10 protein-coding genes, 1 pseudogene and 1 riboswitch are annotated in these 14780 nt (G+C 69.3%); of the genes and pseudogenes, 4 read left to right on the plus strand and 7 right to left on the minus strand.

From position 1 onward, the window contains the following. On the plus strand, positions 1 to 1777 hold a 1777-nt coding region (locus D183_RS25135), incomplete at its 5' end, for a M2 family metallopeptidase (RefSeq protein WP_017910136.1). A 30-nt stretch (positions 1778 to 1807) separates the two neighbouring features. Here the strand turns inward: D183_RS25135 and D183_RS0117470 are convergent. The 3 genes from D183_RS0117470 to D183_RS0117480 are packed head-to-tail and all read right to left on the minus strand — an operon-like array spanning position 1808 to position 4054. Continuing rightward, the gene (locus D183_RS0117470; protein ID WP_017910137.1) at positions 1808 to 2338 is read right to left on the minus strand and encodes a GNAT family N-acetyltransferase; all 531 of its coding nucleotides are present in this window, start codon (positions 2336 to 2338) and stop codon (positions 1808 to 1810) included. 4 nt (positions 2339 to 2342) lie between these two features. Continuing rightward, positions 2343 to 2753, minus strand: a complete 411-nt coding sequence (locus D183_RS0117475) for a hypothetical protein (RefSeq protein ID WP_017910138.1) — start codon at positions 2751 to 2753, stop codon at positions 2343 to 2345. A 50-nt stretch (positions 2754 to 2803) separates the two neighbouring features. Then, on the minus strand, positions 2804 to 4054 hold the full coding sequence (locus D183_RS0117480) for a multidrug effflux MFS transporter (protein WP_026144591.1): 1251 nt from the start codon (positions 4052 to 4054) through the stop codon (positions 2804 to 2806). Between the two features lie 288 nt (positions 4055 to 4342). Next, positions 4343 to 4447, plus strand: a riboswitch (glycine riboswitch). A gap of 102 nt (positions 4448 to 4549) precedes the next feature. On the opposite strand from D183_RS0117480, the gene gcvP reads away from it, so the two are divergent. Next, a complete protein-coding gene (gcvP, locus tag D183_RS0117485) occupies positions 4550 to 7411 on the plus strand; it encodes an aminomethyl-transferring glycine dehydrogenase (protein ID WP_017910140.1) in 2862 nt (953 codons plus the stop codon). Positions 7412 to 7643: 232 nt separating this feature from the next. Next, on the plus strand, positions 7644 to 9758 hold the full coding sequence (locus tag D183_RS0117490; protein WP_017910141.1) for a catalase: 2115 nt from the start codon (positions 7644 to 7646) through the stop codon (positions 9756 to 9758). An 822-nt stretch (positions 9759 to 10580) separates the two neighbouring features. Here the strand turns inward: D183_RS0117490 and D183_RS0117495 are convergent. Next, entirely contained in the window at positions 10581 to 11744 is a 1164-nt protein-coding gene (locus tag D183_RS0117495; RefSeq protein ID WP_017910142.1) for a zinc-dependent alcohol dehydrogenase, read from the minus strand. A 155-nt stretch (positions 11745 to 11899) separates the two neighbouring features. Between D183_RS0117495 and D183_RS0117500 the strand changes: the two genes are divergently transcribed. Further along, positions 11900 to 12250: a nucleotide pyrophosphohydrolase gene (locus tag D183_RS0117500; RefSeq protein ID WP_017910143.1), complete on the plus strand. Its 351-nt coding sequence runs from the start codon at positions 11900 to 11902 to the stop codon at positions 12248 to 12250. Between the two features lie 367 nt (positions 12251 to 12617). Here D183_RS0117500 and D183_RS27820 read toward each other — a convergent pair. The 3 genes and pseudogenes from D183_RS27820 to D183_RS25140 form a co-directional block, all read right to left on the minus strand. Further along, positions 12618 to 13133: pseudogene (locus tag D183_RS27820) on the minus strand (DNA-binding protein); the annotation flags it as partial. Between the two features lie 124 nt (positions 13134 to 13257). Continuing rightward, a complete protein-coding gene (locus D183_RS0117510; protein WP_017910145.1) occupies positions 13258 to 13830 on the minus strand; it encodes a phosphatase PAP2 family protein in 573 nt (190 codons plus the stop codon). 366 nt (positions 13831 to 14196) lie between these two features. After that, positions 14197 to 14780 (minus strand): DUF763 domain-containing protein (locus D183_RS25140; protein ID WP_017910146.1); only part of this gene is annotated, 584 nt, incomplete at its 5' end.

The following is a 14780-nucleotide window of genomic DNA, read 5'->3' on the forward strand; positions in this document are numbered from 1 at the left end:
CAGGGCCAACGCGCGCTGGCTGACCACGCTCAACGGCTGGATCGCGCAGGCCCGGCGCTACGACGGCAAGCCGATGTCGGCCGACAGCGCCCGCGAGCTGCATCTGCTGCAGCAGATGACCGCGATGCCGGCGCCGCGCGATCCGGCGCGGCTGGGCGAACTGGCCGCGCTGGCGACGAAGATGGAGGGCGCCTACGGCGCCGCGTCCTACTGCACCGGCGAGGGCGACGCGCGCCGTTGCAGGCAGTTGGGCGAACTGGAGGACGTGCTGCGCCGCAGCCGCGACTACGACCAGCAACTGGATGCCTGGCAGGGCTGGCACGCCGCCGTGCAACCGATGCGCAAGGATTACCAGCGCTTCGTCGAACTGGTCAACGAAGGCGCGCGCGACATGGGCTACGCCGACACCGGCGCACTGTGGCGCAGCGGCTACGACATGCCGCCGGCACAGCTCGCCGCCGAGACCGACCGGCTGTGGACCCAGGTCAAGCCGCTGTACGAACAACTGCACTGCTACGCGCGCGGCAAGCTCGACGCCGAATACGGCAAGGACAAGGGCGAACTGGCCGGCGGCCTGCTGCCGGCGCACCTGATGGGCAACATGTGGCAGCAGGACTGGAGCAACTTGTGGGACCTGCTGCAGCCCTACCCCGGCGCCGGCAGCCTGGACATCACCGACGCGCTGGAGCGGCAGTACCAGGGCAACCTGAGCGCGGCGCTGGCGCGGCGTAACGGCGACACCTCGGTGGACGCGCGGTTCATGGCCCAGCGCGAGGCGCAGTTGCTCAGCGCACGACAGATGACCGAGCGTGCGCAGGACTTCTACACCTCGCTGGCGATGCCCAAGCTGCCGGACAGCTACTGGACGCGCAGCCAGTTCATCAAGCCGCTGGACCGCGACGTGGTCTGCCACGCCAGCGCCTGGGACATGGACATGGCCGGCGACGTGCGCACCAAGATGTGCGTCAAGCCGAACGAAGAGGACTTCACCACCATCTACCACGAACTCGGCCACGTCTATTACGACCTGGCCTACAACCCGCTGCCGCCGCTGTTCCAGGCGGGAGCCAACGACGGCTTCCACGAAGCCATCGGCGACACCGTGGTGCTGGCGATGACCCCGCAGTACCTGCATTCGATCGGCCTGGTCGACGCGCCGCAGGTCGGCCGCGAGGCGCTGATCAACGCGCAGATGCGCATGGCCTTGAGCAAGGTCGCGTTCCTGCCGTTCGGGCTGATGATCGACCGCTGGCGCTGGGGCGTGTTCGACGGCTCGATCGCCCCGGACCGCTACAACCAGGCCTGGTGGGAGCTGAAGGCCAGGTACCAGGGCGTGGCGCCGGCGACACCGCGCGGCGAGGACTTCTTCGACCCCGGCGCCAAGTACCACGTGCCGGCCAACACCCCCTACACCCGCTACTTCCTCTCGCACATCCTGCAGTTCCAGTTCTACAAGAGCCTGTGCGACGCCGCCGGCTACAAGGGCCCGCTGTACGAGTGCACCTTCTACGGCAACAAGGAAGCCGGGCAGAAGTTCTGGTCGATGCTGCAACGTGGCGCCAGCCAGCCGTGGCAGGCCACGCTCAAGGAACTGACCGGCAGCGAGCGCATCGACGCCGGCCCGCTGCTGGAATACTTCGCGCCAATGCAGGAATGGCTCAAGCAACAGAACCAGGGGCGGATGTGCGGATGGGAGGCGTCGGCGCCTGTCTCGGCGCAAACCACCTCGCCCGCATCCCCTACGCCGGCCCCGACCACGCCACCGTCTCGGCATTGAGCGCTGCCAGCCGCATGGGCCACCGCCAGCTCAGTCGTCCGCCAGCCGCGCCCAGCGCTCGTGGTCGCGCCACACCCCGCCGATGCGCAGGTAGCGTGGCGAATAGCCTTCGCGGCGGAAGCCGGCGCGCTGCGCCAGCGCCAGCGAGCGGGTGTTGTCCGGCTGGATGTTGGCTTCCACCCGGTGCAGGCCCAGTTCGGCGAAGGCGTAGGCCACGCATAGGCGCAGCGCATGCGTCATCAGTCCGCGGCCTTCGCAGCCGGCCATGGCGTGGTAGCCGAGGTAGGCGCTCTGGAAGCAGCCGCCGACCACCTGGCTGAAGGTGAACAGGCCGGCGAGCGCGCCGCTGCCGCGCTCGCGCGCCAGCAGGGCGATGTTGCTGCCGTCCAGGGTCTGCGCGTACCAGGCCTCGAAGCCGGGCACGTCGGTGAACGGATAGGTCCAGGGGTGATGCAAGGCGACGCTGGCGCGGTGCGCCTGGATCAGCGCGATGCCGTCGCGGCGCCGTACCCGCGCCAGCGACACGGCCTCCTGCGCAGCCTGGCCGGCGCTCTGGCCCATGGCCTCAGGCCGGAGCCGCCGCGCCGTCGTCGCGACGCATGACCTGGGCGTGGCGCGTCTTGAACTCCTCGAAGCTCAGGCCCTGCGCCTGCGCATCGGCCTGCGCCGCGTCCTTCAGCGCGTCCGAGTACATCAGCCGCACCGGCGTGCCGGCGCGCTCGTGCAGTTCCGCCGCCTGCATGATCAGCGACAGCACCTGCGCGGCGCTCTCGCTCTGCCCGGCGATGCGCCCGTCCATGCCCAGCACCCACTCGCCGTCGCGGCGCACGATGCCGGCCAGCAAGGTGCGCTGCTGGTCGCGCAGTTCCGCATGCGGCTCGATGGGCGCGGCCGGCGCGGCGCCCTCGGCGCGGTGGCGCAGGCGCTCGGCCAGCTTCTTGCGCAGGTCGCGGCGCTGCTTGGACTGGATGGACATGCGGTTTCCTCAACGATGACCCGACGACGATAGCCCAACCGCGGCGATGCTCACAGCGGGTCGGCCGGTTCCAGCCGCGGCACCTGCGCATCCGGCCGCGGCAGGCGCTTGCCGCTGCGCCGCTCCCAGCGCCAGAAACCCCAGCCGAGCAGGAAGAACGCGCCCGAGCCCAGCGCCAGGTGCAGCGCATGGCCACTGAGCAGCGGCGACAGCACCCCGGCCACCAGCACGGTGACCATCAACTGGGTGAAGGCCTGCAGCGACGAGGCCAGCCCGCGCTGGCGCGGATACATGTCCAGCACCGCCAGCGCCAGGATCGGGAAGATCAGCGCGGTGCCCAGGCCGGCGAAGAAGATCGGCAGCACCGCCCACGGCAGCGCGATGGCCGGCGCCAGCGCGGTGTAGGCGATGTTGCCGGCCATCGACAGGCCGCAGCAGACGAAGCCGAAGCGCACCTGGCGCATCGGCCCGAGCCGCCCGGCCATGCGCCCGGACAGGAACGCGCCCAGGGTCATGCCGCCGATGGTGGGCAGGAACAGCCAGGCGAAGTCGCGCTCGGTCTTGCCCAGCAGATCGATCATGAACACCGGCGCCGAGGCGATGTACAGGAACACCCCGCCGAAATTGAACGCACCGGCCGCGGCCAGGCGCTGGAAGCGCGGATTGAGCGCGATGCCGATGTAGTCGCGCAGCAGCGTGCGCGGCGCCAGCGGCGTGCGCGCCTGCGGCGGATGCGTCTCCGGCATCCAGCGCAGGGTGGCGACCAGCAGCAACGAGGAGAAGCCGACCAGGAACCAGAAGATCGTCGGCCAGCCGCGGCCGCTGCCCAGGATCCAGCCGCCGATGATCGGCGCGATCGCCGGGGCGATGCCGAACAGCATCGACACCTGGCTCATCAGCCGCTGCGCATCGTCGCCGTGGAACAGGTCGCGGATCACCGCCCGCCCGACGATCATGCCGACCCCGGCCGACACACCCTGCAGCGCGCGGAACACCAGCAGGGTCGGCAGGTCGCGCGACAGCGCACAGCCGGCCGAGGCCAGGATGAACACGACCAGCCCGGCCACGATCACCCGGCGCCGTCCCAACGCGTCGGACAGCGGCCCGTGGGCCAGGCCCATCAGCGCGTAGGCCAGCAGGTACACGCTCACCGTCTGCTGGATCGCCACCGGATCGGCATGCAGGCGCTGCGCCAGCTGCGGGAACGCCGGGAAGATCGTGTCGATGGAGAACGGACCGAACATCGCCAGCCCGGCCAGCAACAGGGCCATGCGGCGTGTGGACACGGACGGGAGCGTCATGGGGACATCATCCTGAAAGCCGGCCGCGGCGGCCGCAGGACGGGCGCACGCGCGGCGACGCCGTCCGGCATGGACGGGCGCGAGAAAAGGGAGTGCGGCCATGATACGCGCTGCGGCCGCAGGCGCGCATCCGCCGCGGCTTGCCCATTCAGGCTGGCGTGGGTGCGTGCGGCCCGCCGTGGGCGCCGCCGGCCACGTTATAATCGCGGCGCAGCAAGGTGGGAGAAGCGGGGCGACCCGCTGCCGAAGGCGCAAACGCCCGTAATCGCTCAGGCCCGATACCACCCGCACCAAGACTCTGGAGAGACCGGTCAAACCCGGCGCCGAAGGGGCACGAAGCGCAGCGCCAGCCGCCGCTTCCAAACTCTCAGGCAAAAGGACAGAGGGGCATTGGGAAGACGCGTGCTTCCCGTCGGTCGTGCCCGCCGCTGCGGTCCGACGACGGCCTTGCGCGCGTCCCCGCCTCCTCGTGCCTTCCTCAGCCGGACGACTGCCATGTCTCACACCTCTTCGCTGCGCGACCTCGAACACCACTGCGCCTTCATCGAGCGCCACATCGGCCCGAACGACGCCGAGATCGCGCACATGCTGCGCACCGTCGGCCACGACTCGCTGGAGGCGATGACCGACGCCATCGTGCCGGGCAACATCAAGTCGCCCGCCGCGCTGGCGCTGCCCGACGCCATCACCGAGGAGGAGGCGCTGGCCAAGATCCGCGCCATCGCCGACAAGAACACCGTGTTCCGCAGCTTCATCGGCCAGGGCTACTACGGCACCCACACGCCGAAGGTCATCCTGCGCAACATCCTCGAGAACCCGGCCTGGTACACCGCCTACACCCCGTACCAGGCGGAGATCTCGCAGGGCCGCATGGAAGCGCTGATCAACTTCCAGACCATGTGCGCCGACCTCACCGGCATGGAAATCGCCAACGCCTCGCTGCTGGACGAAGCCACCGCCGCGGCCGAGGCGATGACCCTGGCCAAGCGCTCGGCCAAGTCCAGGTCCGACACCTTCTTCGTGCACGACGCGGTGCACCCGCAGACCCTGGAACTGCTGCGCACCCGCGCCGAGCCGCTGGGCATCGTGCTGCGCGTGGGCACGCCGGAGGAAGCGCTGCAGGCCGAGTGCTTCGGCGTGCTGCTGCAGTATCCGGACAGCTTCGGCCACATCGGTGATCACCAGGCGCTGGCCGACGCGGTGCATGCGCAAGGCGGCCTGGTCGCCGTCGCCACCGACCTGCTCGCGCTGACCCTGATCGCCGCCCCCGGCGAATGGGGCGCGGACATCGTCGTCGGCAATTCGCAGCGCTTCGGCGTGCCGTTCGGCTTCGGCGGCCCGCATGCCGCGTTCATGGCCTGCCGCGACGCCTACAAGCGTTCGATGCCGGGCCGCCTGATCGGCGTGTCGATCGACGCCGCCGGCAACCCCGCCTACCGCCTCACCCTGCAGACCCGCGAGCAGCACATCCGCCGCGAGAAGGCCACCTCCAACATCTGCACCGCGCAGGTGCTGCTGGCGGTGATGGCCTCGATGTACGCGGTGTACCACGGCCCCGAGGGCCTGGTGCGCATCGCCCGCCGCACCCACCGCCTGGCCGCGATCCTCGGCGCAGCGCTGCGCAGTGCCGGCGTCGCCGTCGGCGAGCGCTTCTTCGACACCCTGCACGTCACCGGCGTCGATGCCGAGGCCATCCACGCCAAGGCGCGCGTGGCCGGCATCAACCTGCGCGCGATCGACAGCGCGTCGCTGGGCATCAGCCTGGACGAGACCGCCACCCGCGCCGACGTGGTCGCGCTAGCGCAGCTGTTCGGCGCGCAGGCCGACGTGGACGCGCTCGACGCCGCCACCGCCGATGCGCTGCCGCCGCAGCTGCTGCGCCACAGCGCGTTCCTGCAGCACCCGGTGTTCAACACCCACCACAGCGAGCACGAACTGTTGCGCTACATGCGCGCGCTGGCCGACAAGGACCTGGCGATGGATCGCACCATGATCCCGCTGGGCAGCTGCACCATGAAGCTCAACGCCACCGCCGAGATGATCCCGGTGACCTGGCCGCAGTTCGGCGCGATCCATCCGCTGGCCCCGGCCGAGCAGAGCGTCGGCTACAAGCAGCTGATCGACGAACTGGAAGCGATGCTGGTCGAGTGCACCGGCTACGACGCGGTCAGCCTGCAGCCCAACTCCGGCGCGCAGGGCGAGTACGCCGGCCTGCTGGCGATCCGCGCCTATCACCGCGCCCGCGGCGAAGGCCATCGCGACATCTGCCTGATCCCCGAATCGGCGCACGGCACCAACCCGGCCTCGGCGCAGATGTGCGGCATGACCGTGGTGGTGACCAAGTGCGACGGCAACGGCAACGTCGACGTCGCCGACATCCGCGCCAAGGCCGAGAAGTATTCGGACCGCCTAGCCGCGTTGATGATCACCTACCCGTCCACCCACGGCGTGTTCGAGGAAGACGTGGTGGCGATCTGCGAAGCGGTGCACGCGCACGGCGGCCAGGTCTACACCGACGGCGCCAACATGAATGCGCTGGTCGGCCTGGCCAAGCCCGGCAAGTGGGGCTCGGACGTGTCGCACCTGAACCTGCACAAGACCTTCTGCATCCCGCACGGCGGCGGCGGCCCCGGCGTCGGCCCTTGCGCGGTGAAGGCGCATCTGGCGCCGTACCTGCCCAAGACCCTGGGCGGCGACGGCGAGGTCGGCATGGTCAGCGCCGCCAGCTTCGGCAGCGCCTCGATCCTGCCGATCAGCTGGATGTACATCACCATGATGGGCAACAGCGGGCTGCGCAAGGCCACCCAGGTCGCGCTGCTCAACGCCAACTACATCGCCAAGCGCCTGGCGCCGTACTACAAGACGCTGTACACCGGCCGCAACGGCCTGGTCGCGCACGAGTGCATCCTCGACGTGCGCCCGCTGGAGAAGACCAGCGGCATCGGCGCCGAGGACATCGCCAAGCGCCTGATCGACTTCGGCTTCCACGCGCCGACGCTGAGCTTCCCGGTCGCCGGCACGCTGATGGTGGAGCCGACCGAGAGCGAATCGCAGCACGAGCTGGACCGCTTCATCGACGCGATGATCCAGATCCGCGAGGAGATCGCCGCGATCGAGGACGGCCGCCTGGACCGCGAGGACAACCCGCTCAAGCACGCCCCGCACACCGCCGCGCAGGTCACCGCCAGCGAGTGGACCCACGCCTATCCGCGCGAGCTGGCCGCGTTCCCGCTGCCGACGCTGAAGCAGCAGAAGTACTGGCCGCCGGTGGCGCGCGTGGACAACGTGTACGGCGACAAGAACGTGATGTGCGCGTGCATCCCGGTGGATGCGTACAAGGAAGACGCGGTGGTCTGAGCCGCGTTCTCGTTCGACGCTGCACCCGAGACCCAGCCTCGTGCGCGAGGCTGGGTTTTTTCATGCGTGCGCAACGCGCGTACCGAGGTAGACAAGTGCGCGCGATGCGGCGCGTTGCACGGCTCGTTCACGCCGCGCCGCCCAGGATCGGGACTTCCGCCGCGCCCGCATCCTCACGCACCGGGCACCCCACCGCGACGCCTTCTTCCGCCACGCACCGGAGCGATCTCCCATGGCCAGCCGCAAGCGCACGCCCAGCGATTCCGCATCGTCCACCGCCCCCACGTCCTCCGCCGCACCCGCCGATCAGCGCGGCCATGGCGACGAACTGCACCAGCAGGCCGGCGGCACGCATCCGCCGCTGACCACCAACCAGGGCATTCCGGTCGCCGACAACCAGAACTCGCTGCGCGCCACGCCGCGCGGGCCGACGTTGCTGGAAGACTTCATCCTGCGCGAAAAGATCACCCACTTCGACCACGAGCGCATTCCCGAACGCATCGTGCACGCACGCGGCAGCGCCGCACACGGCTACTTCGAACTGACCAAGTCGCTGGCCAAGTACACCACCGCCGCGCTGCTCACCGAGGTCGGAGTGAAGACCCCGGTGTTCACCCGCTTCTCCACCGTCGCCGGCGGCGCCGGCTCGGTGGACACGCCACGCGACGTGCGCGGCTTCGCGGTCAAGTTCTACACCAAGGAAGGCAACTGGGACCTGGTGGGCAACAACATCCCGGTGTTCTTCATCCAGGACGCGCTGAAGTTCCCCGACCTGATCCACGCGGTGAAGATGGAGCCGGACCGCGGCTTCCCGCAGGCGGCCAGCGCGCACGACACATTCTGGGACTTCGTCTCGCTGATGCCCGAATCGCTGCACATGATCATGTGGGCGATGAGCGACCGCACCATCCCGCGCTCGCTGCGCATGATGGAAGGCTTCGGCATCCACAGCTTCCGCCTGCTCGACGCCGAAGGCCGCAGCACCTTCGTCAAGTTCCACTGGCGGCCCAAGCTAGGCCTGCAGTCCACGATCTGGGACGAGGCGGTGAAGCTGGCCGGCGCCGACCCGGACTTCCACCGCCGCGACCTGTTCGAGGCGATTGAACGCGGCGACTTCCCGGAATGGGAACTGGGCGTGCAGTTGTTCACCCAGGAACAGGCCGACGCCTTCCCGTTCGACCACCTGGACGCCACCAAGCTGATCCCGGAGGAGCTGGTGCCGCTGCAGATCGTCGGGCGCATGGTGCTGGACCGCTGGCCAGACAACTTCTTCGCCGAGACCGAGCAGGTGGCGTACTGCCCGGCCAACATCGTGCCCGGCATCGACTTCTCCAACGACCCGCTGCTGCAGGGCCGCCTGTTCTCGTACCTGGACACCCAGCTCAGCCGCCTGGGCGGGCCCAACTTCCACCAGTTGCCGATCAACGCGCCGAAGTGCCCGTTCGCCAACATGCAGCGCGACGGCCACATGCAGATGGGCGTGCCCAAGGGCCGCGTCGCCTACGAACCCAGCTCGCTGCAGGCCGACAGCCCGCGCGAGACCGCGCGCGGCTTCGTCAGCCACCGCACCCAGCCCGACGACGGCGCCAAGGGCCGCGTGCGTGCCGAGAGCTTCGCCGACCACTACAGCCAGGCACGGATGTTCTACCGCAGCCAGACGCAGCCGGAGCAGGCGCACGTGGCCTCGGCGCTGGTGTTCGAGCTGTCCAAGGTCGACACCGCGCACGTGCGCGAGGCGGTGGTCGGGCACCTGCGCCACGTCGATCCCAAGCTGGCGCAGCGCGTCGCCGACGGCCTGGGCCTGGACGCGCTGCCGCCGGCGCCGCCGGCCGCGGTCGCGCCGCAGGACCTGCCGCTGTCGCCAGCGCTGCAGCTCATCGGCCGCATGAAGCCGACCCTGCAGGGCCGCGCGATCGGCATCCTGATCGACGAGGGCTCTGACGCGAAACTGGTGCGCGACCTGCGCAAGGCCGCCACCGACGCCGGCGCGGCGGTCAAGATCGTCGCGCCCAAGCTCGGCGGCGCCGTCCTCAGCGACGGCAAGCGCCTGGCCGCCGACGGCCAGTTGGCCGGCACACCCTCGTTCGTGTTCGATGCGGTGGCGGTGGTGCTGTCGGCCGAGGCCGGCAAGCGGCTGAGCAAGGAGTCGGCGGCCATCGACTTCGTCAGCAACGCCTTCGCCCACCTCAAGGCGATCGCCGCCGACGCCGGCGCGCAGCCGCTGCTGAAGGCCGGCAATGTGCAGAAGGACGCCGGGGTGGTCGAGGCCAGCGACAGCAAGGGCTTCGTGACCGCGGCCAAGACCCGGCAGTGGAGCCGCGAGCCGAAGCTGCGCCTGCTGGCCTGAGCAAGGGCAGCGGTTTCCGCCATGGCGCCGCACGGCTGGCGCCATGGCGATGCCGGGAAAAGCTGACAGGGCGCCGGCTTCACGCGGAACCCGGGGCCACACGCTGGTCACGATCCAGGATCTTCGGCACGCGGCGACGCGATCGCCTCGGGAAAGCCACACCCTCGCCTGATGGTCGCACCCGCGCGTTCTCCGGACTGCCGTGCGACACAGGCACCCATACGACCGCCAGGCGATCGGCGCCCGTGGTCAACGCCCAGACCGCGACCCGGATGTGCACCCCGCAGGGTCACGGCACAGGGTCAAAGGTCCGGCCCAATCGCGGCCGCAAAATCGCCTGGTCAATTTTTCGCCACCCCTCTTGACACTGTTGTGTCACGGGCCGGCATCGGCCTTATCCACAACCTTATGCAGAAGTCATCCACACCCCCTGTGGACAAGCCGCCGATGCCACCCTCACCACACCGGAACATCCAAGTGATTGATTCGCGGTCAAAAAGCTTGTCACGCACTTGACAAGAAGCGGGCGGGCCACTCCCGCGTGGCCGCCTGACAGCGACGGCGGGAAAAACTTATCCCGAGCCTCGGGGCGGCGCGTCTACATCGGAGCAAGGTGAAGGAGGCGTGAAATCTTCACCTGCTCGCGACGGACGGTTGGCGCTATGTCCCCCATTCGCGCCAGGCAGGCCGAACGCCCATGCCCAGGCGCGCAGGACCGCCTCGCAGGTTGTGCAACGCACCATGCTTTACGCCCGTTCCGACACCTTCAGGCGCGGGCCCGGGGCCGGGTGACCCGCCATGGGGCACCCAGCCACACCCCGGTCACGGCGTCAGGATCACCTTGCGGCAATCCTGCTCCTTCTTGTCGAAGATCGAATACCCCTGCGCCGCCTCGGCCAGGCTCAGTCGGTGGGTGATGATCTCGTTGGGCCGCAGCCGGCCCTCGCCGATGTGCTCCAGCAGTTCGGGCATGAAACGCTGCACATGGGTCTGGCCCATCTTGAAGCTCAGCCCCTTGTCGAAGGCGTCGCCGAACAGGAAACCGTGGATGAAACCGGCATACACGCCCGGCACGCTGACCGTGCCACCGCGGCGGGTGGCGGCGATGCACTGGCGCAGCGCCGTGCCGCTGCTGCCTTCCAGCTTCAGCGTGGCCATCACCGTCTCCACCGTGCTGCCCTTGGCTTCGAAGCCCACCGCGTCGATGCTGGCGTCCACGCCACGCCCGTCGGTCTGGCCGACGATGATGTCGGCCGGATCGTCGATCTCCTCGAAGTTCAGCGGAATCACCCCGTAGGTGCGCTGGGCGAAGTCGAGCCGGTACGCATAGCGATCGACCATGAAGATCCGCTCGGCGCCGAGCATGCGGCAGCAGGCCGCGGTCATCAGCCCGACCGGGCCGGCGCCGAAGATCGCCACGGTACTGCCCTGACGCACGCCCGCGTTGACCGCGGCCTGATAGCCGGTGGGCAGGATGTCGGACAGGAACAGCACCTGCTCGTCATGCAGCACGTCCGGCACCACCAACGGGCCGACATTGGCCTTGGGCACGCGCACGTACTCCGCCTGGCCACCGGCCACGCCGCCGTACAGATGGCTGTAGCCGAACAGCGCCGCCGGTGGGCGGATGCCTTTCTGGTTCAGCGCCGCGCCCTTGCCGGTGTTGGTGGTCTCGCAGGCGGCATATTCGGTCAGGCGACAATGGAAGCACTCGCCGCAGGCGATCACGAACGGGATCACCACGCGGTCGCCCTTCTTCACCCGCTGCACGTCCGGGCCGACGTCTTCCACCACGCCCATGAACTCGTGCCCGAGCACGTCGCCGGTGTGCAGATCGGGAATCTTGCCGCGATACAGATGCAGGTCCGAGCCGCAGATCGCGGTGGCGGTGACGCGCAGGATGATGTCGTCGGTCTCGACCAGCACCGGGTCGGGAACGGTTTCCACGCGCACGTCCCGGGTGCCGTGATAGGTCAGAGCTTGCATGGGTAGGTCCTTTCGTCTGCGAACACGTGCCCGCAGTGTCGCCGCCGATGCCGTGCATCGTCGGTGACCACGCCGTGAGTCCGATGTCGCGACCGCAGTGCCTGCGCGCGTGATTGCTGCTTTACCATGCGCCGTCCCCACTGCGAGCCAATGCCATGCCCGACAGCCTCCACGACCTGCAGGCCGCCCAGCGCGCCTTCGCCGACGCCCGCGACTGGGGTCAGTTCCACAGTCCGCGCAATCTCGCCGCGGCGCTGTCGGTGGAAGCGGCGGAATTGCTGGAGCACTTCCAGTGGCTGGACGATGCGCAGAGCCGGCAACTGTCTGCAGAAAAAAAGCAGCAGGTCGGCAGCGAGATCGCCGACGTGCTGCTGTATCTGGTCCAGTTGTGCGACAAGCTGGAGATCGATCCGATCGACGCCGCGCAACGCAAGATGCTGGCCAACGCCGCCAAGTATCCGGTGGAGCGCGCCAAGGGCCGCATCACCAAGTACACCGAACTGTAAGACCCCGGCGAGTCGCGTCGATCGCGGATGCGTCGACGCGCGGCGGTGGCATCCGCCGCCGCGCGCCATGGAGCGACTAGCCGCTCGAGCGCGAACCGCGTGTGCGCGCGGACGACGTCTTGCCTGCGCGCTTGCTGGTCTTACGCTTGCTGGATGCGCTCTTCTTCGCTGGCGTCTTCCTCGCGACCGCGGTTTTCGCCGTCGACTTTTTCGACGCTGTCTTCCTGGATGCCGTCTTCTTCGAGGCCGTCTTCTTGGTCGCAGTCTTCTTTGCCGAAGAAGTCTTGCTCGCCGCCTTCTTGCTCGCGGCCTGCTTGGCCGGCGTCTTCCTGGCCGAAGCGGTCTTCGCCGTGCGCTTCTTGGCGGCAGCCGTCCGCGTGCCGGCCTGTTTGGCCCGGGTCTTCGCGGCCTTCTTGGCCGCGCTCTTGCGCACCGTCGCCCCCTTGGTCTGCACGGCCTTCTTCGCCGCGGCCGAGCGGCTGCTGGCACTGCGCTTCTTCGCTGCGCGCTTGGTCTGTGTCGACAGCGCCTCGCTGCCCACCGTCTGCGTCGCGCTCTTGCCCTTGCTGGCGGTCTTCAGCGCCTTCTTGGCGCCGCGCGAGCGCGTTGGCGACGGCTTGGCCTGCTTGCCGCCCTTGGCCTCTTCCTGGGCAACCTTCTTCCTGGTGACTTTCGACGCGGTCTTCGACGCGCCGGTCTTGACCCCGGCGCGGCGCGCCTTGGACAGGCCGATGGCGATCGCCTGCTTGGTCGATTTCACCTGGGTCTTGCCCTCGCGCACGCGGTCGATTTCCTCGCGCACGAACTCGCCGGCCTGGGTCGTGCCGGCCTTGCCTTCGCGCTTGGCGCGGCGCGCACGGGTGGTGGTGGATTGCTCCGGCATCGATACATCTCCTGAAAGCGGCCACGACGGCCATCGGCTCCGGGTGTAGCAACGCGCAGGTCAAGAGCAGGCATACGATAGGCGAAGCGCACGTGCATATGCCTGCACACGGAAGACGGCGCCATCAGCTGTCGCGACCGCACAACGCCGGCGAATAGGTCTGGATGGCATGCTGGATCGGCGCGTGGCGTCCGTACATCAACGCGCCGACCAGGACCACCGACACGAGGGCGTACATGCGCAGCCGCGCGGGCAGCTGCGGCGCACCGCGCCACTGCAGATAGCACGCCGTCGTCGCTGCCCCGACCACCACACCGGCAGCGACCTCGGACAAGCTGTGCGCTCGCGCGTAGACGCGGGCAATGGCGATCACGCTGGCGATGGCGAAACCGCAGGCGATCGCCAGCCGCGGCCGCGGACGGGCGCGCAGGCACAGCATGCAGGCCATCGGCCATACGCAGGCGGCGAGCATGGTGTGTCCACTGATCACCCGGAACTGCAGCGCGCGCAGTTCCACCCCACAGCCGGCGTAGAGAATCTTGGTCGCCCCGACCAGGGCGGCGGCGCTCGCCAGCAGGCCAAGCCACGTCGCCGCGGCACGCCATCCCGCGCTACCCAGCGCCAGCCACAGTGCGCAGACGAGCCCGAGCGGCAGCGTCATCGCCGCGTCGCCGAAGTTGCTGATGGCAGACCACATGCTGGGGAAAACGTCCTTCGGCGTACGCGTCGTTCGGAGCCACCGACACCGTGCGCCGGGGCGGCCATGATACGGGCGATCGCTCGAACGGGAGGAACCTGGCACGCGCTCAGACCGCGTCACCTCCTCCGACCAGCACTATGGCATGACAGCGGACTCCCGGAGAGGCGCAACCGTGATCTTCCGCGCGAGTGCCGACGGCAACGCTGACCACAAGTCCCTGCTTGTGGGAGGGACTTCAGTCCCGACTGCAACGAGGTCGGTTGCGCAGATGGACTGGCGCATCGCGGGCGAATCGCCGTCGACGCCTGCACGACACCCGACAGCCGGTTCGATCGCGTCGTACCCAGGCCACTAGCCGAGCTCTTACTTTGCGCGTGCGGTGCGTCTCTCCGCCACAGCCTCCGGCGCAGGCTCCCAGCCGAACACGCTGCGCCCGCCATAGGCGTGCGATTGCGCGCGCTCTTCGGCGATGTAGTCGTCCACCGACGGCCCGCGCGCGGCCGGTTCGAGCAGGCGCGCCTGCGCGTCCAGGCGGCGGATCGCGTCCAGTTTCTCTTCGCGGCCCAGCTTGGCCTGCGCCACCGCCGTCTTGAGCACGCCGATGGTGTGGTCGTAGACCCGCGTCGGCACCGGGAACGGATGCCGGTCCTTGCCGCCATGGGCCAGCGAGAACCGTGCCGGATCGCTGAAACGGCACGGCGCGCCGTGCAGCACCTCGGCCACCAGCGCCAGCGCGCGCACCGTGCGCGCACCAACGCCCGGCACCTGCAGCAGGTCGGCGAAATCGCGCGGCCCGCATTCGGCAGCGGCGGCCAGCGCACCGTGCAGTCGCCGCACCACGATGTCGCTACCGCGCACGTCGTGGTGTTCGGGCAGCGACAGATGCGGCAGGTCGGCCGGCCGGCGCTCGGGCACCGTGGCGGCCGCCGGCGCGAACAGGTCGCCGG

Source organism: Xanthomonas sp. SHU 199, assembly GCF_000364665.1.
Lineage (GTDB): Bacteria > Pseudomonadota > Gammaproteobacteria > Xanthomonadales > Xanthomonadaceae > Xanthomonas_A > Xanthomonas_A sontii.